Raw genomic sequence first — 23,927 nt, 5'->3', positions numbered from 1 at the left:
GACCCGGGCATCGCGCCGCGCTCCGCGCGGCACGGCTGGGCGGCGCGGGCGCGCAGCCTCGGCCAGGTTTGGCCGGTCGCGTTTCTGTTCGCGCTGGTCATCGGCGGGATCTATGCCGGGCTGTTCTCGCCCACCGAGGCGGCGGCGGTGGGGGCTGTGGGCGCCTTCCTGCTGGCGCTGCTCTCGGGCGAGCTGAACCGCGGGGCGCTGCACGACGCGGTGTTCGAGACCGCCGGGCTGACCGGCATGATCTTCTTCATCCTGATCGGCGCCGCCTTCTTCAATTTCTTCCTCGAGGAAACCGGGTTGCCGCGGCTGCTGATCGCCTGGATCGAGGCGGCGGGGCTGTCGCCGCTGGCGGTGCTGGCACTGATCCTGCTCTTCTACGTGGTGCTCGGCTGCTTCATGGACTCGATGTCGATGATCCTGCTGACAGTGCCACTGCTCGCGCCCGTGGCGCAGGAGCTGGGCTTCGACCTCGTCTGGTTCGGCATCCTCGTGGTCACGGTGGCCGAGATCGGGCTGATCACTCCGCCGATCGGCCTCAACCTCTTCGTCGTGCAGGCCGCGGCCGGCGATGTGCGCCAGACCACCGTGATCCGCGGCATCCTGCCGTTCATCATGGCTGACATCTTGCGCCTGGTACTGCTGGTAGCCTTCCCTGCCCTGGTGCTCTGGCTTCCGGACCTGATGTGACGATTTAGGTCGCAGCCCATTTCGCTAAGAGGCCGAGCAGCACACATCGAGCCCACCTCCCGCGACCTCCCGGCAGATAAAGAGGAATTTGGGGCACAGGCGGCCCATATCGAACCTCAGTGTGTTCGGCAGCGGCAAAGCAACCGACGCGACCGGCCCTCAGCCGACCTCGGTGCTCCGCGCGGCGAACGGCAGCATCGAGCCCATACTGACCACGTTGGAACAGAAGTTTCCGAACTTGCAGCATGGACCATGCCTATCGCAACCGCCCCAAAGCTGTCATCCGAGAGTGCTCCAGGATATGTACGACGGTTTGCACATCCAAACGTTCAAGCCATGATGCAGTATGTGCATCGCCATGAGGAACGCCTGCACGGTCGTCGCGGATATAAGACCGCCATTTTCATGGTCCGATTTCTGTAGCGCCTTGCCGGACAACTCTCAGGCATGTGCCGCGAGGTTCTCTTCAGACGCGAATGGGCTGAGACCGAGCCATTGCCGCATCGACTTGGCAAGCTGGCGTGAGCCGTCGAAAGCGATCCGATCGCGCGCTTGTTCGATCGTGTCGAGCCCCATCCAGATTGCCGTCATCGTGCGGAGATCGGTCGTGACGTAGAGGTCTATGTCGAAGCCGGGGTCCGTGGCGCAGAGATCGACGTGGCCCTCGGACTCGACCACGAGCCAGAAATTGCGCCGTGTCGAGGGAAGCTCCGGGTAGCAAAACTTGACCACCACGCGCCGCTTCGGCAGCGGCGTCGGGTCGAGGTTGCGGCGCATGTCCCACATCAGCAGAGAGGCATCGAGGTTTCGGAGCGACAGGTTCGACTCCACCCATCTCTGACCCCAGACGCCGAGCGCTTTGACCACAGGGAGCAGGTCCTCGCCCGCCGGTGTCAGGTGGTATTCGCTGATGCCAGGCTCGCCCGGGACTGGAAGGCGGACCACCACCCCGGCAGCTTCCAACTCCTTCAGCCGCTGCGACAGCAGGGTCGGCGACATGCGCGGCACGCCGCGCTTTAGGTCGTTGAACCGGGTCGAGCCTGACACCAGTTCGCGCACCAGCACCATGGTCCAGCGTTTGCACAGCACCTCCGAGGCCATCGCCACGGGGCAAAACTGGTAGTAACTGCCTTGGGTCATCACTCGCACTCCTGGGGGCATGCCGACCATACGGCGTGCAGGAGGGTAGCACAGATTGCCCGCGACGAGCAGTGGACACAGGCCCGCCCGGGACGGTCGCGGTCCAGATCCTGCACTCGTGCCAGATGCCCCATTGCGGGATGATCCTCTCGTCCCGAGATCGACAAGCTGCCCGGTGGGGCAACACGAGCAGCAAAGCGGCAAGTCGCAGCCCGACCGGGCGCTCGGGGCCCAACGGCGGTCCGCCGCCGCACCGCATCAAGAGAATGGAGAGTAAGATGACACGCTCATTCAGGGGCTTCCTGATGCTTACCGGCCTTCTGATCCTCGCCACCCTGACGGCTTGGATCGCATCGCCCGGTTTCACGGCCGAGGAGCAACACACGGTGACCCCGGTAGAGGAAGTGACGTTCCAACCGGGTCCGCCAACCCTCCCCGAAGGGGCCCAGATCGCCGTCCTGCTGGGCCATCCGGCCGAGGAAGGCGCCTTCGTCATCCGGTTCAAGTTTCCCGCCGGCTTCGAGGTGCCACCACACCGCCACTCCAAGGAAGAGCACCTGACCGTGCTGTCGGGCCGGTTCGGCATGTCGACGGGTGAGGTTCTCGACAAGACGGGCGTCACGCCGCTGATGCCGGGCGGCTTCGTGCGTATCCCGGCCGGACATCCGCACTTCGCCTGGGCCGAGGAGGTAACGGTCGTTCAGTTGAACGGCATGGGGCCGTTCGACATCATCTACGTAGACGAGGCCGACGATCCGAGGATCAACTGATCGCCCGGCCAGGGCAGACGTCGCGGAGCAATGGCGCACGGGGGGTCGGCAATCCGGCCCCCCGTGTCTTGCGGCCGATAGCAGGGCGTCCATCCGATCGGCGCGACGGCTCCAACCGTCGGAGTCCAGTTCCTGCACTCGTCCGGATCTCCCATGAAGAGCAGACTGGCCCACGTCGGGAGATGAAGCCCGATCGCCGCACCGGCCCTCGGACCAGAGGTATCCAACACGCGGCTGCACACCTCGCACTCATCGGAGAAACGGACATGACCCATTCCCTGACGGCGCTGAACGGCGGCACGGTCTCAGTGACCGACGAGGATCTCTCGGCGCTGCGCGCCGAGACGAGAGGACCCCTGCTTCTACCCGGCGATGAAGGCTATGAGGCCGCGCGCACGGTCTGGAACGGCATGATCGACCGCCGCCCCGGCCTCGTCGTGCAGCCGCTCGGCACCAGCGATATCAAGGCGGCGGTGGAGTTCGCCGCGCGTCACGGGCTGCTCATCTCGATGCAGGGGGGCGGCCACCAGATCGGCGGACTTGCCGTGGCTGATGGCGCGCTGCTCGTCGACATGTCGCGGCTGCGCCACGTCCATGTCGACCCCGAGGCTCGCACCGCCCGCGTCGGCGCCGGCTGCCTGCTGGGGGACATCGACCGCGAATGCCAGCGCCACGGGCTGGCTTTTCCCACCGGCATCAACAGCACAACCGGCATCGCCGGTCTGACGCTGGGCGGCGGCTTCGGCTGGATCACCCGCAAGCACGGCATGACCGTGGACAACCTGCTCTCGGCAGAGATCGTCACGGCCGATGGCGAGATCCTGACGATCAGTCCCGACCGACATCCGGACCTGTTCTGGGCCTGCACCGGGGGCGGCGGAAACTTCGGTGTCGTTTCGTCCTTCGAGTTCCGCCTGCATCCGGTCGGGCCGGAGATCCTGTCAGGGCTTCTCGTGCACCCGCTCGAGGCGGGCCCCGAACTGCTCCGCAAATACCGCGAGATCAGCACCAGCGCTCCGGACGAGCTCACTGCGTGGACAGTGATGCGCAAGGCGCCGCCCCTGCCCTTCATTCCCGAAGACTGGCATGGCCGCGAGGTGATGATCTTCGCCGTCTGCTATTGCGGCAACATGGCCGACGGCGAGAAAGCCGTGGCCGAACTGCGCGCGCTCGGAAATCCGATCGCGGACGTGATCGGTCCGCATCCCTATATCGGTTGGCAGGGGGCGTTCGACCCGCTGCTGACACCCGGCATGCGCAATTACTGGAAGAGCCAGGATTTCCTCGACCTGACGGAAGAGACGATCGGGCATCTCCTCGATGCGGCCCGCAACCTCCCCGACGATCAGACGGAGATCGTCCTGCCGCATCTGGGCGGCGTGATGGCCCGGGTTTCTGCCGACGCCACCGCCTTCCCACAGCGCTCCGCGCACTTCACGATGAACCTCCACACTCGGTGGGAGGACCCTGCCAAGGACGAGGCTTGCATCGCTTGGGCTCGCGCGCTGTCCGACAAGGTCGCATCGCAATCGGCGGGCAGCGTCTACGTCAACTTCATGCCCGAAGACGAGGCTGGGCGGATAAACGGCGCCTACGGCGCCAACATGGATCGGTTGCGGCGGGTGAAGACCCAATACGACCCGGGCAACCTGTTCCGGGTGAACCACAACATTCGCCCCGAAACCGCCGCCCGCGCGGCGGAATAGGGTCGACGCCTTCTGGAACTTCAAAGCGGCAAATCGTTCTGGGATGGACCAGCCGGGAGCCCGGTCCATCCCAAGGCCTCCTCAAGGAGTGAAGCTCATGCGTGTTGACCTGAGACCCTGTTCCTCCTCCAGTTTGGAGTAGAGGCCGTCCAACTCAGGAGACCGACATGAAGCGATCGCGTTTCACGGAAGAGCAGATCATCGGGATGCTGAAGGAGCAGGAGGCCGGGCTATCGACGGCCGAGGTTTGCCGTAAGCACGGCGTCAGCCAAGCCACTTTCTACAAATACAAGGCGCGCTTCGGCGGGCTGGAAGTGTCGGACGCGCGTCGGCTGCGGGCACTCGAAGACGAGAACGCCAAGCTCAAGAAACTGCTGGCCGAGCAGATGCTGGACAACGCCATCCTGCGGGATGTCGCGGCAAAAAAATGGTAACGATGCGGGCATGCCCCGCATGCGTCAGGCGGGAAGCGGTGGCCCATGCCTGTGCATCGCACGGGATGAGCCAGCGCCGGGCGTGCCAGGCACTGGCGGTGGATCGATCGAGCGTGCGCTATTGCAGCATTCGGCCCGACGGTCGCCATTTGAGCGCCATTGGTCCGAGCGACAATGGCGACGAGGCACGCATGGCCATGAAGGCGGTGGCGTCGGAACGACGGCGGTTCGGCTACCAGCGCATCCATGTGATGCTGGAGCGGCAGGGGATCGTGATGAACCTCAAGAAGCTGCGGCGACTGTATCGGGAGGAGAAGCTCCAAGTGCGCCGTCGTGGCGGCCGCAAACGGGCCTTGGGCACGAGGCGCCCCTTGCTCGTGCCGGATGCCGCGAACCAGCGCTGGAGCCTCGATTTCGTCAGCGATGCGCTGACGGATGGCCGCCGCTTTCGGATACTGGCCGTGGTCGACGACTTCACCCGGGAATGCTTGGCGCTGGTCGCGCTCGCCATTGTCCTCAGACCAATGGCGGACAAGGCTCGCCCTCGTTGTCGGGGCTACGGGTGGCTCGGGAGCTTGATGCGCTCATCACCCGGCGGGGCAAGCCTCAGACCATCGTCAGCGATAATGGGACCGAGTTCACCTCCATGGCCATCTTGGCTTGGAGCCAGCGCACGGCGGTTGGCTGGCATTACATCGCGCCCGGCAAGCCGATGCAGAACGACTTCGTCGAGAGCTTCAACGGGCGGCTCCGGGACGAGCTGCTCAACGAGGTGCTATTCTCGACGCTCGGCGATGCCCGACGTCAGATCCAGGCATGGCAGATCGATTACAACCTGCACCGGCTTTGTTGCGCAAAGACTGCGATAGGATTCACCTCGTGAATCCAACATGGTAGCTGGGGCGCATGAGCAGTCCTATTCCGCCGAGCTACAAGACAAAGAACTGGCCGACCTACAACGAAGCCCTGAAGCAGCGGGGCTCCCTGACGGTCTGGTTCGATCCGAATATGGTCTGGGTGCCGCCGCCGACCGGCAAGCGAGGTCGGCAACCGCAATTCAGCGACGCCGCGATCCAGGCATGTTTGACTCTGAAAGTCCTGTTCGGCTTGACACTCCGGCAGACAACAGGCTTCGTCGAAAGCTTGCCGCGTCTGGTGGGTCTCGACTGGACCGTGCCGGATTTCAGCACGCTCAGCCGGCGCCAGAAGACCCTCGCTGTGGGCATCCCTTATCGCGGATCGAATGGGCCGCTGAATCTGCTGATCGACAATGAGGCATCGTCCGCCATCGGTACGAGGACGATGCCGAATGGCATCAAGGCGGAGGGCGAAGGCGAGTGGCACGTTCGCAAGCATGGTGGCGCGAAACGCCGTCTATGGCGCAAGATCCACCTCGGCGTCGACGAGCAGACGCTGGAAATCCGCGCCAACGAGATCACCGGGAGCCACGTCGGTGATGCACCGATGCTGCCCGAGCTGCTCGACCAGATCTCGGCGGAGGCCGAGCTCGGATCGGTCACCGCGGACGGCGCCTACGATACGCGCAAGTGCCACGACGCCATTGCAGGCCGAGGGGGCACACGCTGTCATCCCGCCACGCAAGAATGCCAAGCCGTGGAAACCTTCGACCGCGGGTGCGATCGCCCGGAACGACGCGCTTCGTGCATCCAGATACCTCGGCCGCGCCATCTGGCGAAGATGGAGCGGATACCACCGCTGAAGCCGCGCCGTGACGAAGATGCATTGCGTGAAGCTGCTAGGGCAGAGCCTCATGGCGCGCGACTTCGATAGCCAGGTCGCCGAGATCCAGGTCCGCGCTGCCGTGCTGAACGGCTACCCCGCGCTCGGAATACCGATCACGGAGCCTGTGAGATAAGTCCGTCCGGGGAAAGGGGAAGTGTGCGCTTCACGCTGTTTGCGCATGTATGGATGCCCCCGTTGGTGCAAGTAGTTTTTGAACGGCTCAAGCGTATGATCGGGTGCGGTCATGTATCAGGCCTCTCTATGCGGCGCTGATGTCGCCGCGAGCCGGTATGGCGATGCGCGGACCAGAGGCATATCAACAAACCGAGCTCGATGGCTCCTGCACAAATACTGCTTTCTCTGACCCGGATCTGATCGATCCTTTGCCCTTACTGTTCAGTGACCTCCTCACACTCCCGACGTGCCGGGACGACGTGGCAAGCGTCGAGCGCTCACGCCATTATCGCCGCCGGGTTCCGGTAATCCTCTTGCTTTGTCATCATGGCCCAGAGGCCACGCGCCATTTTGTTGGCCAGCGCGATCGCGGCGACCATGCATGGCTTGCGTGTCAGCAGGCGCTTCAGCCAGCCATTGCCCAGGGTATCAAATCGTTCGACCGCCTGGAGCACCGCCATCGCGCCAGAAACTAGAAGCGTGCGGATGTCGCGCTGGCCCATCTTCGACGTCTTGCCCAGCCTCGCCTTGCCGCCGGTTGAATGCTGCTTCGGCACAAGGCCGAGCCAGGCGGCAAAATCGCGCCCCCGCTGAAACGTCGCCAGATCGGGCGCGAAGGTTTCGATGGCAAGAGCTGTCACCGGGCCGACGCCCGGCATGGTTTGGGCGCGCCGCGCCAAGCCGTCTTCTTTGGCCGTGTCCTTTATCCTCTGGCCGAGATCCGCGATCCGCGCATTCAGACCTTCGATCTGTTCCAGATATATCCGGCCGAGTTCGCGAATGTCCTGAAGCAACACCGTGTCATCATCCTCGATCGCATCGGCGAGGCGTTTGAGGTGCGCAGGCCCTCTGGCAGCAACCAAGCCATGCTCGGCAAGATGTCCGCGTAGAGCGTTGATCAATTGGGTTCGCTGGCCGACGAACATCTGCCGGGTGCGGAACAGCATCGCTCGTGCCTGCTGCGCTTCCGATTTCAACGCGACAAAGCGCATGGTGGGGCGCGTGGCCGCCTCCACGATCGCTTCGGCATCCGCCGCGTCGTTCTTTTGGCGCTTGACGAACGGCTTCACGTAGATCGGCGGGATCAGGCGGACTTCATGCCCCAGCTTCTCGAACGCGCGACCCCAGCTATGCGCCGTCGCGCAAGCTTCCATGGCGATGACGCACTTTGGCTGCTGTGACACGAAGGCCATCAATTGAGGTCGCGAAAGCTTCTTGCGGAAAACGACCGACCCGTCGTCGTGTGCCCCGTGCAATTGGAAGACACGCTTTGCCAGATCGATACCGATGAGGGCAGCTTCGGACATGGATGCTCTCTCCTTCCGTGATGGCTTCACACACATCACAGTGGCACATTGCGATGCCGTCGGGAGGGGGCATCCACGCCATCAACAGAGCCCTGATTTGCGCAACATCGCCCCACGCGGGAGCCATCCATAAACGGTCCGAGCGACAATGGCGAACGACCAGGCGGCGAGAGGCAGCGCTGCGGGCGATGCGGGATCACAATATCTCGCAACGCCGGGCCTGCCAGCTTGTCGGTGTCGATCCCAAGACCGTCCGACGCCCACGCCCGCCGGACTGCCCCGAGATCCGCAAGGAAATGCAGGAGATCGCCGGGAAGCGGCGTCGGTTCGGCTACCGCCGGATCGGCATTTTGCTGGAACGCAAAGGCATGATCAGAACCACAAGAAGCTGTATCGGCTCTACCGCGAGGAAGGGCTGTCGGTGAAGCGACGAGGTGGCCGCAAGCGGGCTTGAGGCACGCGCACGCCGAGGCCGGAAGCGGCGCGTCCCAATGCTCGCTGGTCGCTCGACTTCCTGTCGGACAGCTTCGGTGCCTCGCGCAAGTTCCGCATCCTCGCGGTGATCGACGACTGCTGCCGCGAGAACTTGTGCCTGATCGCCGACACCAGCATCTCGGGTGCCCGTGTTGCCCGCGAGCTGGACGCGCTGGTGTGGATCTACGGGAAACCCTCTTGCATTGTCAGCGACAACGGAACGGAGTTCACCAGTCGGGCCATTCTGAAATGGGCCGATCAGAACGCGGTCCCCTGGCACTACATCGACCCCGGAAAGCCGCAGCAGAATGCCTTCATCGAGTCATTCAACGGCAGTCTGCGCGACGGTGATCGTATACGATCACCTAAACGAGGAGATCTTCGACACCCTGGACGATGCCCGGCGAAAGCTGGCCCTCTGGCGCTACGATTACAACGCCGTCAGGCCGCACTCCTCACTCAGGAACCAGACGTCGCTGGACGCGCGCCGGGCGCTTGAGCAATTTGAAGGCTTCGCGCCCGGCGCGCTTGCCCGAAACGACCAGTCCGACTACCAATCTCAAACCCGCAAACTCTCGTTATGACCGAGGGACCGGCGGGGAGCAGCTCAGCTGCCGCCGCCCCCTCTTTTCGCCCAGCATCAGCATCGCAGGCGTCACCACCAGCGTCAGCACCGTGGCGACCACGAGGCCGCCGGCGATGGCCGAGGACAGCTCCGTCCACCACTGGGTCGAGGGTGCGCCATAGACGATCTCGCGGGTGAAGAAGTTGATGTTGAGCCCGATCACCATCGGCATCAGCCCGAGCGCCGTCGTCACCGAGGTGAGCACGACCGGCCTCAGGCGCTGCGCGCCGGTGCGGATTGCCGCCTCGTAGGGCGACATGCCCGCCTTCTTGAGATCGTTGTAGGTGTCGATCAGCACGATGTTGTTGTTCACCACGATGCCGGCCAGGGCGATCACACCGATGCCGCCCATGACGACGCCAAAGGGCCGCCCCGTCACCAGCAGGCCGAACAGCACGCCCGCCACCGAGAAGATGATCGCCGACATCACCACGAAGCTCTGGTAGAAGCTGTTGAACTGCGTCACCAGGATCGCGAACATCAGCAGGATCGCCGCGACGAAGGCGCCGACAAGGAAGATCATCGCATCCGCCTGATCCTGCGCCTCGCCGCCGAAGGACCAATCGACGCTCTCGGGCAGCTCCGCCGCCTCGATCGCGCCGCGCAGCTCGGTGATCTGGTCGTTGACCAGAAGCCCCGGCGCCACGTTGGCCTCGATCGACACCACCCGGCGCTGGTCGATGCGCTTGATGGTGCCGGTGCGCGGGCTGGGCTCGAAGGTCACGAAGTTCGAGATCGGCACCAGACCGGCATTGGTCGGCACGCGCAGCGATTGCAGCTCTTCCAGCGTGCGCGCATCCGATGGAAAGCGCACCCGGATATCGACCGAACCGTCGGCGTCGGAGGGGCGGTAATCGGCCACGGTGATGCCCTGGGTCAGCAGCTGCACCGCCTGGCCCAGAAGCGACACGTCGGCGCCGAAGCGCGCGGCCTCGGAGCGGTTGACGCGGATGCTCCATTCGACGCCGGGCAAGGGCTTGGTGTCCGTGACATCCGTGAAGCCGCCGATGCGCTCCATCTCGTCCCGTATGCGCTGCACGGCCGCGGTCTGCGCAGCCGGGTCGGAGCCACGCACCTTGATGTTGACGGGCTTGCCTGCCGAGGGACCGCTCGAGGCGGTCTGCACCTGCACGTCGATGCCGGCGATGTCGGCCATTCCGGCGCGGATCTCCTCGCCGATCAGCTCGGCGCTGCGGCGCGTGTCCCATTCGGTCAGCTCGAGCTGGATGGTGCCGATCACCTCCTCGTCGCCCTGGCCCGATCCGGCGGTGGAGCGGGCATAGACCGAGGCGATGCCGGGTTCGTCTACGAGACGATCCTCGACCTCGCGCACCAGGCGGTCGCGCTCGTAGATCGAGAAATTGTCGCGGGCGCGGACCTGCACCTGCATGAAGTCCGGCTCGACCGAGGGAAAGAAGCTGACACCATTGCCGAACTGGCCGTAGGCGCCGAAAGCGGCGAGCAGGAAGGCGAAGGCGAACATCAGCGTGGCCCAGGGCCGCAGGATCGCCTTTTCCAGAAGCCGCACATAGCCACCGGTGAAGCCCTTGAGCTTGCGCGGATCGCCACGTTCGGCGGCATGGAGTCGGGCCTTGTCGGCGGCCGATTGCGGCGGCCGCTTGCCGATGATCCCGCCGACGACGGGGATGAAGACCAGCGCCATGAACAGCGAGGCGGTGAGCGTCAGGATCACCGTGATCGGCAGGAACTTCATGAATTCGCCCACCGTGCCCGACCAGAACAGCAGCGGAAAGAACACCGACAGGGTGGTCGCGGTCGAGGCGATGATCGGCCAGGCCATGCGCTTGGCGGCGGTGGCATAGGCCGCCTTCGGCGCGGCCCCCTCCTGCAGCTGGCGGTCGGCCAGCTCGGTGGTGACGATCGCGCCGTCGACCAGCATGCCGACCACGAGGATGAGCGAGAAGAGCACCACGAGGTTCATCGTGAAGCCCATCGCCAGAAGCAGCGTGACGCCCGCGAGAAACGCGCCGGGGATCGACAGGCCCACGAGCAGCGCCGAGCGGATGCCCAAGGCCCAGACGATGACGATCATCACCAGGATCACCGCGGCGATGACGTTGGCCTCAAGGTCCGAGAGCATGGTCTTCACCTGCTTGCTCTCATCTTGCATGTAGTTGATGGCGACGCTGTCGGGCCAGTCCGCCTGCGCCTCGGCCACGACCCGCTTCACCTCCTCCACGGTCTCGATGACGTTCGAGCCGATCCGCTTCTTGACCTCGAGCGCAAGTGCGGGCTGCCCGTCGATGCGCGCGAAGCCCGAAGGGTCGGCAAAGGTGCGGCGGATGGTGGCGACGTCGCCGAAGGTGACGACCGTGTCGCCGCGCACCTTGACGGGGAGCGCCATGACGTCCTCGATGTTCGAAATGAGCCCCGGCACCTTGAGCACGATGCGCCCGGCTCCGTTCTCGATCGCGCCTGCGGCGATGAGCCGGTTGTTGCGGCTGATCTGGCCGATCAGCTCCTCGAACGACAGGTTGTAGGTCTCGAAGATCGTGGGGTCGATCAGCACTTCCAGAAGCTCGTTGCGCGAGCCCGCGACATCGACCTCGAGCACGCCGCCCAAGCCCTCGATCCGGTCCTGCAGATCCTCGGCCAGCTGGTTGAGCGTGCGCTCGGGCACCGGGCCCGACAGGATCGCGGTGAGGATCGGGAAGAGCGCGGTGTTGGTCTCGGTCACCGTGATGTCGCTGGCGTCCTCGGGCAGCTCGCCCGAGGCACGGTCGGCGGCCTCGCGCACGCTGTCGAGCGCCTCGTCGGCGTCGAAGCCCGGTTCGAACTCCAGCATCACCGAGGCATGGCCCTCGCTGGCCGAGGCCTCCATCTTCTTGAGCCCGGTGAGCGCGCCGAATTCGGTCTCCATCGGCTCGATCAGCAGCCGCTCGCTGTCCTGCGGCGAGATGCCTTCGAGCGTGGTGAAGACATAGACCACCGGGATCGGGATCTCGGGCGAGCTTTCCTTGGGGATCGCCACATAGGACAGCGCGCCGACGCTCAGGATCGCGATCAGCGCGAGAATGACCACGCGGGTGCGGCTGAAGGCCGCGTCGATCAGCCCGTTCATTGCAGCGCGCCTTCGTCGCGGCCCGCCGAAGCGCCGAGGATCATCTGACCGGGCGCCGCCTGCGTCTCGGGCGCTGCCGTCTCGTCGGCGCGGGCATCGACCAGCTCGCCGTGGTTCACGAAGCCCTGGCCGACGCTGATGATCCGCGCCTGCTCGGGCAGGCCACCGACCCAGATGCCGTCGGTCTGCGCCCGGATGATCTCGATTTCGCGGAAGGTCACGCGCGACTCGTCGTCGACCGTCTTGATGCCGAGCGTGCCGTCGGTGCCGAGCGACAGGATCGCGGGCGAGACGAAATGCGCGACCTGCTCGCCGGTGGCGATGCGCACCTGCGCGCTGATCCCCGCGGGGATCGCGCCATCGGCATTGGGCACCTCGATCTCGGCGGTGAAGGTGCGGGTCTGCGCATCGGCGCTGCGCCCGACGAAGCGGACCTCGCCCGTCGCGGTCTCGCCGGTGATGAAGGCGACCTGCGCCGCCTGCCCGACCTCGATGTCCGAAAGCTGCTGCTGCGGGATCTGGATCTCGATCCTGAGCGGCGTGTTGTCGACGATGCGCGCCACCTGCGCGCCCGCGTTGACGAATTCGCCCTGCTCCACCTCGAGCGCCTCGATCCGCCCGTCGAAGGGCGCACGCACGACGGTGTCGGCCAGCGCCTCCTCGGCCGCCGTCACGGCGGCCTCCGCCGCGGCCAGCGTCGAGCGGGCCTGCGCCACGCGGTCGACCGTCGAGGTGCCGCGCTCCAGCAGCGTCTGCGCATTGTCGAACTCGCGCTGGGCGCGGTTGCGCTCTTCCTGCGCCCGCCTCAGGTCGGCATCGCCCTGCGCCGTCTCGAACCGCGCGATCGCTTCTCCGGCCGTGACCTCCGCGCCGCGCCGGACCGGCACCTCGGCGATCTGGCCGCCGGTCTCCGCGAGGATCTGCGTGTCACGCTCGGCCAGCGCCTGCCCCTCGGCCACGAAGACCTGCGCTACCGCGCGCGCCACGGAGTCCTGCACCGCGACCGCGACGCGGCGCGGCGCCTCTTCGGCGGGCGCCTCGGTCCGCTCGGGCTGGATGGGCAGCACGACACCGCTGCCCATCCAGCCCAGCAGCGCCAGCACCAACCCGCCCGCCACGAATTTCGACTTCGACGCCCCCTTGTCACCCTCGAAGCTCAGCGGCGCGCGGTCCGTCCCCGCCTCGGTCTCGGCATGGGTGGTCATGGTCGATCTCCTGATGCTTCGCGCCGGGCGGCGCGGTCGGAATGAAATGGCGGCCTTTCGGCGCGTGTCAGCGGTCGCGCGTCCTGTCCTCGACCGAAGCGATCGCCGAGGCGATGCTGCGGTGGAACCGCGCGTGGGTTTCGAGCCGGTCGCGGGTATCGGCCGCGGACTCGGGAAGGGCCGCGATGATGTCGTCGAACTCTTGGCACACGGCCCTGCGGCGGGCGCAGATCCAGCCTTGAAGGGCATCAAACACGTCGGGCGCAAGCTCCAGCGCCCCTGCCCGCCGCGTCTTGTGCGCGACACGCCGGATCATGCCGTGGCTCTGGAGGAACCGCGCCCCCTGCGCCACGCTGCTCGGGCTGATCCGCAGCGCCCCGGCGATCTCGGCGGCGGTCATGGCGCGGCCCTCGAAGGCCAGCAGCCCGAACAGCCGCCCGGCATTGCGCGATCCGCCCTCGGACAGGGCCAGCACGCCGAGGCGCTCGATGAAATCGGCGCGCAGATCGGTCATGTCGCAGGCCCGGCCGGTCATCCTTCGTCCTCTCCGAGGGTGTCGTCGAAGGAGGCATCTAGTCACGCCCCCGCATCTCGTCCAGTGCCTTCAGAAATTACTGAACGTAGAAACATGGCCACTTTTCCATGGTGGGGTTGCGCCTGGCCGGAACGCGGGCCGGGGGCGGATCGCGCCGCGGCAATCGGGATGAACGAACTGGACGATCGGTGACCGGGGGCATAGATCCCGCTCAAAGGAGCGCCCACATGACAGATACGTCCCCCGGCGGCCTGGACGAGGTTCGCAGCGATTTCATCGAGAAGGTCGGGCTGATCGCCCAGAACGAGGGGCTGCCGCGCATCGCGGGGCGCATCTTCGCGCTGCTGCTCTTCGATGGCGAGATCGTCTCCTTCGGCGAGATCGCCGAAGGGCTGCAGGTGAGCCGCGGCAGCGTCAGCTCGGCCACGCGTCTGCTCGAGGATCGCGGGCTGGTCAAGCGTGTCGGCAAGCCCGGCCAGCGGCAGGATTTCTTCCGCCTCGCCGACAACCCCTATCGCAACATGCTCGAAAACGTCGTCACCGGGCTCGACCGGGCGCGGGGCGAGATCGGCGACACGCTGCGCCAGCTGCCGCAGGACCGCCCGGAGATCCGCAAGAGGGTGCAGGATTACGCCCGGTTCTACGAGGTGATGGGCCGCGCCATCAGCCAATCGATCGAGAATCTCGACTAGCAGGGCGCGCCGGGGCCGGCGCTCGCCCCGATCCATCCGGCCGCGCCCTCGCTGGCAAAAGCTCTGCTCAGTCGCGCGCCTTTTCGAGCAGGGCGACCATCTCGCGGAACTTGGTGCGCTGCTCCTCGGCGTCGCCCGACTGGATCGCGGTTTCCATGCAATGGTTCGCATGATCCTCTATCAGAAGACGCTCCACCGCCTTGAGCGCCGAGCGCACGGCGGCGGTCTGCATCAGCACGTCGACGCAGTAGCGGTCGTCCTCGACCATGCGCGAGATGCCCCTGATCTGCCCTTCGAGCCGCGCCAGCCGCTTCTGGATCGCCGCCTTGTTCTTCTTTTCTTGCATGTCATTCGCCTCCGGCTTCGGAACCATACGCCCGAACGATGGTTCCCGCCATACCCGGTGAGGGTATATTGCGCCCCTGCCCCGCAGGGTGTGATCGAGCACGGCGGCGCGTGGGCGAGAAAGCCCCTTTCCGGTGCCGTCACTGGCCGGTCCGACGGTGCCCATGATTGTCCAGGCGGGTCGTCCGCCGATCCGCTACGAGAAGGAGACCCCCCATGTCCTACTGGCGCTTCGCCGCGATGATCGCGACCTCCACGGTGGTGATGTTCGGTCTGATGTATATCAACACCTACGCCTTCGAACATGTCTTCTTCAGCGAAACCCGGACCTACATGGCGCTCCTGATGGGTGCGGTGATGGCGGTGATCATGCTCAGCTTCATGCTGTCGATGTATGCGAGCAAGATGATCAACATCGCGATCTACGCGGGCGCCGTCGTGGTGTTCGGCGTGACGCTCTGGCTGATCCGCAGCCAGGAGACGGTGGACGACACCAGCTACATGGCGGCGATGATCCCGCACCATTCGATCGCGATCATGACCTCCGAGCGCGCGCAGATCGAGGACCCGCGTGTGCGCAAACTCGCCGACGAGATCATCGCGGCGCAGCGCAAGGAGATCGGCGAGATGCGTCACCTGATCGCCGACATCGAGGAGAACGGCATCGCCAGCGACCCGGCGCTGGGCGAGCCCGAGGCCCCCGCCGAGGAAGGCAGCGTCGAGGAGGCGCTGAGCTCCGTGCAGCTGGCCGGGCTCGACGTGGCCGGGCTGAAGCCCGAGGAGATCGGGACGGTGCTGGCCGACCCGGCGATCTGCGAGTTCCGCCGCACCAACGCGGGCGAGCCGGTGCTCGCCATGGCGGGCGAGACCGGCGCGATCAAGCTTTCTGGCATGCTGATCTCCCTGACCGCCGACGCGGCGATCGCCGCCGCCACGCTGGACAACGGCGCGCGTCTCATGGCCGAAGGCGTCGAGATCTCCGTCATGCCCGATCCCGGTGCCGACTGGACCGACACCGATGACAGCCTGCGCCGCGCCGAGGCGGAGATGACCTTCCATCTCGAACAGGGGCTCACCGTCGGCTATCGCGGCTTTCTCGACTGCGCCGCCTGATCGCCCCTCGCGCAGAGGGCCGCCCAAGGGGCCATGCGCCGATCGCGCCACGAGAGGGCCTCAGGCCACCCGCAGCGCCTGCAGCTGCCCGGCCATGTCCTCGGCCAATGCGGCCAGCGGCGCGGACGGGCCGCCGCGATGCGCCTCGATCCGCAGCGCGGTCATGTCGGCCTGGTAGCGGCGGGCGAGGCGCGCGGGATCGGCCCCGGGGGGCAATTCCCCCGCTGCCCGCGCCGCCGCGAAGATCGCCTCGATCTCGGCCGTCATCGCGTCGAGATGCGCCCGCGCCCGCGCGCCGATCCGCGGCTCGGCATCGGTGACGTCGAGCATTGTCCTGACCAGCATACAAGCGCGCGGCGTCGCGTCTGACGCATCCTTGCATGCGAAGCCGCGCAGGAACGACGCCAGCGCATCGAGACGCGAGCCCTCCGCCACACCGATTTGGGCGAGCTGCGCGCGGTTGCGCTCGAAATAGCGGTCGAGCGCGGCGAGATAGAGCTCTTCCTTGCTCTTGAAGGCGGCGTAGATGCTGCCGGGCCTCATCCGCAGCGCCGCCTCGAGGTCCTTGAGCGAGGTCGCATGATAGCCCTTCTCCCAGAACAGGGTCAGGGCGGCGTCGAGCGCGGTGTCGCGGTCATAGGTGCGGGATCGGGTCATGCCGAACAAGATAGGCGCTTTGCGCGGCTTTGTCGCGCCCATGCGCACAGAGCCGCCCATCACGCTTGAGTGATCGCTCAAATATATCATTGAGCGATCACTCAAGTTGGTTATGTTCGCCCCATGCAAAGGCCGAGACGGCCCGGACACAGGAGCACCGCATGACCGATTTCACCCTGCACGACGAGACCACCGCCCCCGAGGCCAGCCAGCCGCTTCTCGCCAAGTCGAAGGCCGCCTTCGGCATGATCCCCGGCCTGCACGCCGTCATGGCCGAGGCGCCCGGCCTGCTCGAAGCCTACCAGCGCACGCATGAGCTCTTTGCCAATTCGAGCTTCGACAAGGACGAGCTGACCGTCGTGTGGCAGAGCGTCAACGTCGAGAACGCCTGCCACTACTGCGTCCCCGCCCACACCGGCATCGCCAAGTCCATGGGCGTCGACGACGCGATCACCGAGGCGCTGCGCGATGGCACGGCCCTGCCCAATGCCCGGCTCGAAGCGCTGCGCGACTTCACGCTCAAGCTGGTGCGCCAGCACGGCAACCTCGCCGATGCCGATGTGCAGGCCTTCCTCGACGCGGGCTTCACCAAGCGCCAGATCCTCGAGGTGATCCTCGGCTACAGCCAGAAGGTCATGTCGAACTACACCAACCATCTGGCCGAGACGCCGGTCGACAAGCCGTTCCAGAAGTTCGCCTGGAGTCCCGCCGACAAGGCGGCCTGATCCACCTGTCCGACCGCTGGACCGAACGAGGCCTCGCAGCGCATGCGGCGGGGCCTTTTGCCCGTCTCCTTGCCCCGATCCGCAGTCCGCCGCGAAAACGACAGGCGACAGGCGGCGTTTGCCCTCTATTGTAGGTTCACGGGGCCGTGACCCCGCCATGAGCAACAGGAGAGGCGCTATGACAACCAAGCTCGTTGTCGGACTGGACGGCCATGCCTCGGGGGAACGCGCCCTCGACTTCGCCGTGAACCAGGCCCGGCTGATCGGCGATTGCGGCCTCGTGGTCGCCTATGTGATCGAATGGTCACCCTTCTCGTTCCACTCCGCCGAGGAGAACGCCCAGCGCCACAAGCGCCGCGAGGAAGAGATCAGCACGGTGATGACCCGGGTGATCGAGCCTGCGGTGCGCAAGCTCGAAAAACTGGGCCTCAGCGTTACCGGCAAAGTACGCCACGGCGACGTGGCCGATACGCTCAACGCCATCGCCAAGGAGCAGAAGGCCGCGCAGATCATCGTCGCGCGCTCCTCGGAGGGCGGCTTTTCGAGCCGGATCTTCGGCTCCTCCACCTTCAACCTCGTGAAATCGGCGGATCTGCCGGTCACGGTCGTCCAGTGAGGGGGGCCGACATGATCCGACATATGCTCGCCCCGGCCCTCGCCCTGCTCGCCGCGACACCCGCTGCGGCGCAGGAGGCGCTCTCGCTCGACGCCCGCGTCAACGAGATCTTCGCGCAGGCCACCGGGCCTTTCGTCAATTTCATCTTCGCGCCGTTCTACGGCACGAATTTTCCCTGGATCGTCATGTGGCTCGTCGTCGCCGCCACGGTCTTCACCCTCTATTTCGGCTTCGTGCAGTTCCGCTTCTTCGGCCATGCGATCAGGCTGGTGAAGGGCGACTATTCCGACCCCGAGGATGCGGGCGAGGTCAGCCATTTTCAGGCGCTCGCCACGGCGCTCTCGGGCACGGTGGGGCTTGGCAACATCGCGGGCGTCGCTGTGGCCGTGGGCATCGGCGGGCCGGGCGCGACCTTCTGGATGATCCTTGCGGGCCTTCTGGGCATGGCGTCGAAGTTCACCGAGTGCACATTGGGCGTGAAATACCGCAACGAATACGAGGATGGCACCGTCTCTGGCGGTCCGATGTACTACCTCTCCAAGGGGTTTCGCGAGCTGGGCCTGCCCGGCGGCGGCTTTCTCGCGGTGCTGTTCTCGATCTTCTGCATCCTGGGCGCTCTGGGCGGCGGCAACATGTTCCAGGCCAACCAGGCGCATGCGCAGATCTCGGGCATCGTCGGTGATTACCCGGGCTGGATCACCGGGCTGGTCTTCGCCTTCGTGGTGTTTCTCGTCATCGTCGGCGGCATCAGGTCGATCGCGCGGGTCACCGAAAAGATCGTGCCCTTCATGGGCATCCTCTACGTCGGTGCGGCGCTGATCATCCTGATCGTCGAATACGACAAGATCGGCTGGGCCTTCGGCCAGATCTTCGCCGGCGCCTTCTCGGGCCTCGGCGTTGCGGGCGGTCTCGTCGGCGCGCTGATCCAGGGGTTCAAGCGCGCGGCCTTCTCGAACGAGGCGGGCGTGGGTTCGGCGGCCATCGCCCATTCGGCGGTGCGCACCAAGGAGCCGATCACCGAGGGCTTCGTCTCGCTGCTGGAGCCGCTGATCGACACGGTGGTGATCTGCACCATGACCGCGCTCGTCATCACCATCTCGGGCCAGCTCATCATGGACCCTGAAACCGGGCGCTTCGTGCTCGACGAGGCAGGTGCGATCGCCACCGTCGACGGCAACACCGGCGTCGCGCTGACCTCGGCCGCCTTTGCCGAAGGCATCAGCTGGTTCCCCTACGTGCTCGCCATCGCGGTGGTGCTGTTTGCCTTCTCGACCATGATCAGCTGGTCCTACTACGGGCTGAAGGCCTGGACCTACCTCTTCGGCGAGGGCCGCGTGAAGGAGCTGGTCTTCAAGCTGATCTTCTGCGCCTTCGTGGTGGTCGGGGCCGCGGCCAATCTCGGCCCGGTGATCGACTTCTCGGATGCCGCGATCTTCTCGATGGCGGTGGTCAACATCTTCGGCCTCTACTTCCTGATGAAGATCGTGCGCCGCGAGCTTGGCTCCTATTCCAAGCGCCTGCGCGGCGGGCAGATCGTGGCCTACAAGTCCTGATCCACAGAGCCGGGCCCGCCCCTGACGCGGGGGCGGGCCCGGCCTCATGTGCAGGAATGCGGCACCGCGCGGGTGATGCGCCGAACGAGGATGCGGGCGCGCGCGCGAGGCTGTAGAGATCCCCGGGCGGGACGGTCGAAGGGGGATGGCGCAGATGGGATCGTGGGGCGAACCGGCGCTGCTGCTGGCGACGATCATCAACCAGCTTCCGATCATCAGCGTCTTCGTGCCGACCGAGCCGGTCTATGTCTATCTCGGCACGCAGCTGCCGCAGGGCGGCTGGACCTCTCTCATGATCTGCATGCTGGGTGCGTGGATCGGCGCGCAGGGCTCGTTCTGGCTTGGGCGGACCGCCGGGGCGCGGGTGCTGGCGCGGATGAACGCCGCCCCCGGCGCCATGGCCCGCGCCCGCAGCCTGTTCGAGCGCCGCGGCGCGCCCTTCGTGGTGCTGGCGCAGCTGATCTGGCCGATCGCCACGCTGAGCCAGGTGCTGGCCGGGGCCTGGGGCATGCGGCCCGCCACCTATCTCGCCGTCTCGGCGCTGGGCGCGGTGCTGGCGGTGATGCAATACGCGGCGATCGGCTATGTCTCGGCCAGCGGCCTCGCCGCGCTGGGGCTGGAGCCCGACGAGCCGTTGCTGGTGCTGCTCGGGCCCTACCGGCTGCTGATCGGGCTGGCGCTCTTGCTGCTGATCGGCTGGGCGCTGATCCTGCGCCGCGCCAGGCACGCGCTGCCGCTGCGCATCGCCTATGCGGCGATGCTGGCGCTGGCGATGTTCGGCGCCGTCAATCTCGGCACGCTGACCGGCCGGACCGATGCGGCGGGGCGGCTCGCGCCGCTGCCGCTCGATCTCGCCTGCCGGGCGCTCGACGAGACGCTGGTCGCGCGGGCGGGCGAGACGCCGCTGCACGCGGCGCAGCCGGTGAACCTCGCGCTTGTCGGTTTCGACGCGCCTGCCTCGCTGCTCGAAGGGCTGGGCTGGCTGCGCAACCGCACCTATGCGGGCGGCGAGCTGGAGCCGACCGATATCCTGCGGCTGACCTACGAGGGCCTGCCCCCGGCCTCATCGCTCCTGCTCGAAGGGATCGCCACCGATCTCGCCTGGCAGGAGGAGCGCGGCGTGGTGCCGCGCACGCAGCTGCGGCTCTGGCCGGTCGCGGTGCCCACGGGCGTGCCGCCGATCTACCTCGCCTCGGTCGGGCGGATCGACGCGGTGACGCTGCGGCTGGGCGGGCGGCTGCCGCTGCCGGTGCTGGCCTATGACCTGTTTCCCTTTACCGACAGCGCCCGCAACCGCGAGGCCGAGGCGATCACCCGCGCCATCCCCGGCGCGGACTGGCGGCTCCTGGGCCCCTCTGCCCTGCCCGAGGAGGAAAGCCAGTTCGAAAGCGACGGGCGCATCGCGGTGCTGCGCGCCCCCGGCGCGCCCGCCCTGCCCGAGATCTGCGAGGGGGCGGCCCCCGCCGAGGCTGCGGCCACCACGCGGGGCTGACAGGCGGGGCTGAGCATCGCCCCACGCGGGCAAGCTGATCTCTGCGGGCAACCTGCCCGGCGCGTGGCCGGGCTCAGCGCGCGGCGCGCACCTGTGCCAGCTGCCAGATGCTGCGGGTGAAGATGTCCTCGGTGCGGTACTGCGCGCCGGCGTCATAGGGGTAGACCACCCAGAAGGGGCCCTTCTCGCGCACCGGCATGGGCTCTCCGTCCACCCGCGTGGCGATGATGGGCGAGGTAGGTTCGATCTCGTCGATCGGGATCTCGACCCGGTAGTCGTTGAGCGCGACCAGCTCGACCTGCTCGGCCGCGCCCTTGTCGAGTCCGGCCCGCTCCAGCAGCACCGCCAGCGGCACGCCGGAAAAGCGGGTCCGCCCGTCGGTCCAGATCGTGCCCGTCACGAATTCCGTCTGCGGCAGCGCGTCAAGCGCGTCGAGATCGAAGACCATGACGTTCTGGTCCGGGCCGGTAACGCGCAGCGCCAGCGGCTGCGCCGCGGCCAGGCTGGCGAGCGTCGACAGGACAAGGGCCGCGCAGGTGGTCTTCATGGTCCCGAGCATCGCGAATCATCTCCAAATCCGTGCTCTCGCAAACTGCATCAGCCCCCGGTTTCGGGCCACTTCGCTTCGGCACAGGTTCCTATCCCTTATGGTAGGCTCCACCCCACAGGGCACAACCAGCACGCGTCCCGCAATGACGCGGCGTTACGGCGGTCGTGCCGGCAGGACGTCGGGTTCTTTGCCGATCGGCAAGCTTCATGGGGCAGGATTGCAGCGGGCCCTGTAGCCGCGACAGCAACAGCCGGAGACACCGATGCGCATCCTGATCGCCGACGACCACGACCTCGTGCGCGAGATGATGGCCGCCTTTCTCGAACGGGACGGCAATATGCAGGTGACGCAATCCTCCAGCCACGACGGCGCGATGCGCGAGCTGCGCCGGGCCGGGCCGTTCGAGCTGGTGCTGCTCGATTACCTGATGCCGGGCATGCGCGGGCTCGAGGGGCTGCGCCGGGCGCTCGCCCAGAGCGGCGGCAACCCGGTGGCGCTGATCTCGGGCACGGCGGGGCGCGGCATCGCCGAAGAGGCGCTCGCGGCCGGAGCGGCGGGGTTTCTGCCCAAGACCATGCCGGCCCGGTCGCTGGTCAACGCCGTGAAGTTCATGGCGATGGGCGAGACCTATGTGCCGCATGGCTTCATGAGCGGCCGAGACGCGCCCCCCTCGGCCCTCTCCGGCCTGACCCCGCGCGAGCGGCAGGTGCTCGAGGGGCTCACGCGCGGCAAGTCGAACAAGGAGATCGCGATGGATCACGGCATTCGCGAGGTCACCGTCAAGCTGCATGTGAAGACGTTGTGCCGCAAGCTCGGCGCGCGCAACCGCACCCAGGCGGCGATGATGTCGCGCGACCAGGGCCCGAACTGACGCGCGACGCATTCGGACGTCCGTCGCCCATGGCACGCCCCAGTCATCCGACATAGCATGGATGCCGAGTCGGGAACCGGAGGGCGAAGTCATGACGGTGCTGGAACGCAACAACGTGAAGCTGGGCGGCCGGCCGGATGCCCCGCCGATGGTCTTCGTGCACGGGTTCGGCTGCGATCAGTCGATGTGGCGCGAGGTGGCGCCCCCCTTCGCGGACACGCGGCGCACCGTCACCTATGATCTGACCGGCATGGGCGGCTCGGACCTCTCGGCCTACGATCCGCGGCGCCATGCCGAGCTGCAGGCCCATGCCGATGACCTGCTGGAGATCCTCGAAGCGCTCTCGCTGGAGGATGTCTGCCTCGTGGGGCATTCGATCGGCGCCACGATCGCGCTTCTGGCGGCGAACCGCGCGCCGGCCCGCGTCTCGCGGCTGGTGATGGTCTCGCCCAGCCCCGCCTTCCTCGAGGATGCCGAGGCCGGCTATCGCGGCGGTTTCGCCCGGGAAGAGATCGAGGGGCTGGTGGCGCTTCTGGAGGAGAATCACCTCGGCTGGTCGATGCAGATGGCGCCCACCATCGCCGGCCAGCCCGCCGAGTCCCCCTCGACCGTGGAGCTGACGCAGAGCTTCTGCCGCACCGATCCGCAGATCGCGAGCCACTTCGGCCGGGTCACCTTCTTCGCCGACCGCCGCGCCGATTTCGAGAAGGCCGCCTGCCCGGCGCTGGTGCTGCATTGCGACAAGGACGCGCTGGTGCCCATGGCCGTGGCCGAATGGATGCGCGACAGGATGCCGGGCGCCACGGTCGAGGTGCTCGATGCGACGGGGCATTGCCCGCACATGACCGTGCCGGAGACCGTCGTCGCGGCGATGGGCGCGCATCTCGGATCGCCTTGATGCCCTACATCGTCGGAGGCGGCTTCGACACCGCGGCCGAGCTGATCGAGGACGCGCCCTGCGGCATTGCCGTGACCGATCCCGACGGCCGACTGCGCTATGTCAACGCGACGCTGGCGCATTGGCTCGGCCTGCCGCCGGGCGGAGACGCCGCGCGCCCCACGTTAGCCTCGCTGCTCACCGGGCCGGGGCGGATGTTCTACGACACGCATTTGGCGCCGATGATGCGGCTGCAGGGCTTCGCGCGCGAGATTTCCTGCCGGCTCGACACCGCCTCGGGCGTGCCTTTGCCGGTGCTGCTCAGCGGCGTGGCCCGGCGCGATGCCCAAGGACGCTGCCTGCGCTACGACTATACCGTCTTCGACGCCCGCGAGCGGCGCGCCTATGAGGAGGCGCTGCAGCAGGCCAAGCGCGAGGCCGACGAGCTGGCCGCGATCGTCAGCAGCTCGCCCAACGCCATCCTGCGGGTCGATGCCGCGGGGCATGTGCGCAGCTGGAACGCGGGCGCGGCGCGGCTGCTCGGG

Annotated in this window: 20 protein-coding genes and 3 pseudogenes; 15 read left to right on the top strand and 8 right to left on the bottom strand. The window is 66.8% G+C overall.

What is annotated here, in order from left to right:
- A partial coding sequence (locus tag NHG85_RS08415; RefSeq protein WP_253331482.1) for a TRAP transporter large permease subunit occupies nucleotides 1–696 on the top strand: 696 nt, incomplete at its 5' end.
- Between the two features lie 441 nt (nucleotides 697–1,137).
- On the opposite strand, the gene NHG85_RS08410 is transcribed toward NHG85_RS08415, so the two are convergent.
- On the bottom strand, nucleotides 1,138–1,836 hold the full coding sequence (locus NHG85_RS08410; RefSeq protein WP_253331481.1) for a winged helix-turn-helix transcriptional regulator: 699 nt from the start codon (nucleotides 1,834–1,836) through the stop codon (nucleotides 1,138–1,140).
- Nucleotides 1,837–2,114: 278 nt separating this feature from the next.
- Here NHG85_RS08410 and NHG85_RS08405 point away from each other — a divergent pair, with 278 nt between their 5' ends.
- The 4 genes and pseudogenes from NHG85_RS08405 (at nucleotide 2,115) to NHG85_RS08390 (ending at nucleotide 6,622) form a co-directional block, all read left to right on the top strand.
- On the top strand, nucleotides 2,115–2,606 hold the full coding sequence (locus NHG85_RS08405) for a cupin domain-containing protein (RefSeq protein ID WP_253331480.1): 492 nt from the start codon (nucleotides 2,115–2,117) through the stop codon (nucleotides 2,604–2,606).
- Between the two features lie 410 nt (nucleotides 2,607–3,016).
- On the top strand, nucleotides 3,017–4,312 hold the full coding sequence (locus tag NHG85_RS08400) for an FAD-binding oxidoreductase (protein WP_253331478.1): 1,296 nt from the start codon (nucleotides 3,017–3,019) through the stop codon (nucleotides 4,310–4,312).
- A 167-nt stretch (nucleotides 4,313–4,479) separates the two neighbouring features.
- Nucleotides 4,480–5,590 (top strand): annotated as a pseudogene (locus NHG85_RS08395) (IS3 family transposase); the annotation flags it as partial.
- Between the two features lie 62 nt (nucleotides 5,591–5,652).
- A pseudogene (locus NHG85_RS08390) lies at nucleotides 5,653–6,622 on the top strand (IS5 family transposase).
- 319 nt (nucleotides 6,623–6,941) lie between these two features.
- On the opposite strand, the gene NHG85_RS08385 reads toward NHG85_RS08390, so the two are convergent.
- Nucleotides 6,942–7,970 (bottom strand): IS110 family RNA-guided transposase, encoded by a 1,029-nt coding sequence (locus NHG85_RS08385; protein WP_253331476.1) that lies wholly within the window; start codon nucleotides 7,968–7,970, stop codon nucleotides 6,942–6,944.
- A gap of 158 nt (nucleotides 7,971–8,128) precedes the next feature.
- Here NHG85_RS08385 and NHG85_RS08380 point away from each other — a divergent pair.
- Nucleotides 8,129–9,028, top strand: a pseudogene (locus tag NHG85_RS08380) (IS3 family transposase); the annotation flags it as partial.
- On the opposite strand, the gene NHG85_RS08375 reads toward NHG85_RS08380, so the two are convergent.
- From NHG85_RS08375 to NHG85_RS08365, 3 genes are all read right to left on the bottom strand, one after another.
- A complete protein-coding gene (locus NHG85_RS08375; RefSeq protein WP_253331475.1) occupies nucleotides 9,023–12,151 on the bottom strand; it encodes an efflux RND transporter permease subunit in 3,129 nt (1,042 codons plus the stop codon). The pseudogene NHG85_RS08380 and the gene NHG85_RS08375 sit on opposite strands and share 6 nt — an antisense overlap.
- Nucleotides 12,148–13,356 (bottom strand): efflux RND transporter periplasmic adaptor subunit, encoded by a 1,209-nt coding sequence (locus tag NHG85_RS08370; protein WP_253331473.1) that lies wholly within the window; start codon nucleotides 13,354–13,356, stop codon nucleotides 12,148–12,150. The genes NHG85_RS08375 and NHG85_RS08370 overlap by 4 nt, the downstream gene beginning before the upstream one ends.
- A gap of 67 nt (nucleotides 13,357–13,423) precedes the next feature.
- The gene (locus NHG85_RS08365; protein WP_253331471.1) at nucleotides 13,424–13,891 is read right to left on the bottom strand and encodes a GbsR/MarR family transcriptional regulator; all 468 of its coding nucleotides are present in this window, start codon (nucleotides 13,889–13,891) and stop codon (nucleotides 13,424–13,426) included.
- Between the two features lie 227 nt (nucleotides 13,892–14,118).
- Here NHG85_RS08365 and NHG85_RS08360 point away from each other — a divergent pair, with 227 nt between their 5' ends.
- The gene (locus tag NHG85_RS08360; protein ID WP_253331470.1) at nucleotides 14,119–14,583 is read left to right on the top strand and encodes a GbsR/MarR family transcriptional regulator; all 465 of its coding nucleotides are present in this window, start codon (nucleotides 14,119–14,121) and stop codon (nucleotides 14,581–14,583) included.
- A gap of 67 nt (nucleotides 14,584–14,650) precedes the next feature.
- On the opposite strand, the gene NHG85_RS08355 is transcribed toward NHG85_RS08360, so the two are convergent.
- Nucleotides 14,651–14,929: a metal-sensitive transcriptional regulator gene (locus NHG85_RS08355; protein WP_253331469.1), complete on the bottom strand. Its 279-nt coding sequence runs from the start codon at nucleotides 14,927–14,929 to the stop codon at nucleotides 14,651–14,653.
- A 215-nt stretch (nucleotides 14,930–15,144) separates the two neighbouring features.
- On the opposite strand from NHG85_RS08355, the gene NHG85_RS08350 reads away from it, so the two are divergent.
- Complete coding sequence (locus NHG85_RS08350) at nucleotides 15,145–16,041, top strand: DUF305 domain-containing protein (protein ID WP_253331468.1); 897 nt, start codon at nucleotides 15,145–15,147, stop codon at nucleotides 16,039–16,041.
- Between the two features lie 60 nt (nucleotides 16,042–16,101).
- Here the strand turns inward: NHG85_RS08350 and NHG85_RS08345 are convergent, their stop codons facing one another.
- Nucleotides 16,102–16,698, bottom strand: a complete 597-nt coding sequence (locus tag NHG85_RS08345; RefSeq protein WP_253331467.1) for a TetR/AcrR family transcriptional regulator — start codon at nucleotides 16,696–16,698, stop codon at nucleotides 16,102–16,104.
- Nucleotides 16,699–16,859: 161 nt separating this feature from the next.
- On the opposite strand from NHG85_RS08345, the gene NHG85_RS08340 reads away from it, so the two are divergent.
- The 4 genes from NHG85_RS08340 (at nucleotide 16,860) to NHG85_RS08325 (ending at nucleotide 21,084) form a co-directional block, all read left to right on the top strand.
- Nucleotides 16,860–17,423 carry a carboxymuconolactone decarboxylase family protein gene (locus tag NHG85_RS08340; protein WP_253331466.1) on the top strand — a complete coding sequence of 188 codons (564 nt, stop codon included), beginning with the start codon at nucleotides 16,860–16,862 and terminating at the stop codon, nucleotides 17,421–17,423.
- A gap of 178 nt (nucleotides 17,424–17,601) precedes the next feature.
- On the top strand, nucleotides 17,602–18,039 hold the full coding sequence (locus NHG85_RS08335; RefSeq protein ID WP_253331465.1) for a universal stress protein: 438 nt from the start codon (nucleotides 17,602–17,604) through the stop codon (nucleotides 18,037–18,039).
- Nucleotides 18,040–18,050: 11 nt separating this feature from the next.
- Nucleotides 18,051–19,592 carry an alanine/glycine:cation symporter family protein gene (locus NHG85_RS08330; RefSeq protein WP_253331464.1) on the top strand — a complete coding sequence of 514 codons (1,542 nt, stop codon included), beginning with the start codon at nucleotides 18,051–18,053 and terminating at the stop codon, nucleotides 19,590–19,592.
- Nucleotides 19,593–19,746: 154 nt separating this feature from the next.
- A complete protein-coding gene (locus tag NHG85_RS08325; RefSeq protein WP_253331462.1) occupies nucleotides 19,747–21,084 on the top strand; it encodes a VTT domain-containing protein in 1,338 nt (445 codons plus the stop codon).
- Between the two features lie 73 nt (nucleotides 21,085–21,157).
- On the opposite strand, the gene NHG85_RS08320 is transcribed toward NHG85_RS08325, so the two are convergent.
- A complete protein-coding gene (locus NHG85_RS08320) occupies nucleotides 21,158–21,631 on the bottom strand; it encodes a putative pterin-binding protein (RefSeq protein ID WP_253331460.1) in 474 nt (157 codons plus the stop codon).
- 265 nt (nucleotides 21,632–21,896) lie between these two features.
- Here NHG85_RS08320 and NHG85_RS08315 point away from each other — a divergent pair, with 265 nt between their 5' ends.
- From NHG85_RS08315 to NHG85_RS08305, 3 genes are all read left to right on the top strand, one after another.
- Nucleotides 21,897–22,505 carry a response regulator transcription factor gene (locus NHG85_RS08315; RefSeq protein WP_253331458.1) on the top strand — a complete coding sequence of 203 codons (609 nt, stop codon included), beginning with the start codon at nucleotides 21,897–21,899 and terminating at the stop codon, nucleotides 22,503–22,505.
- A gap of 91 nt (nucleotides 22,506–22,596) precedes the next feature.
- Entirely contained in the window at nucleotides 22,597–23,403 is an 807-nt protein-coding gene (locus NHG85_RS08310) for an alpha/beta fold hydrolase (protein ID WP_253331456.1), read from the top strand.
- On the top strand, nucleotides 23,403–23,927 hold a 525-nt coding region (locus tag NHG85_RS08305), incomplete at its 3' end, for a PAS domain-containing protein (RefSeq protein WP_253331454.1). The genes NHG85_RS08310 and NHG85_RS08305, both read left to right, overlap by 1 nt.

The organism is Limimaricola litoreus (assembly GCF_024159025.1).
GTDB classification, from domain to species: Bacteria; Pseudomonadota; Alphaproteobacteria; order Rhodobacterales; family Rhodobacteraceae; genus Limimaricola; species Limimaricola litoreus.
Note: the sequence above shows the minus strand (reverse complement) of the source record. Positions and strands in the feature narration are given on the sequence as shown.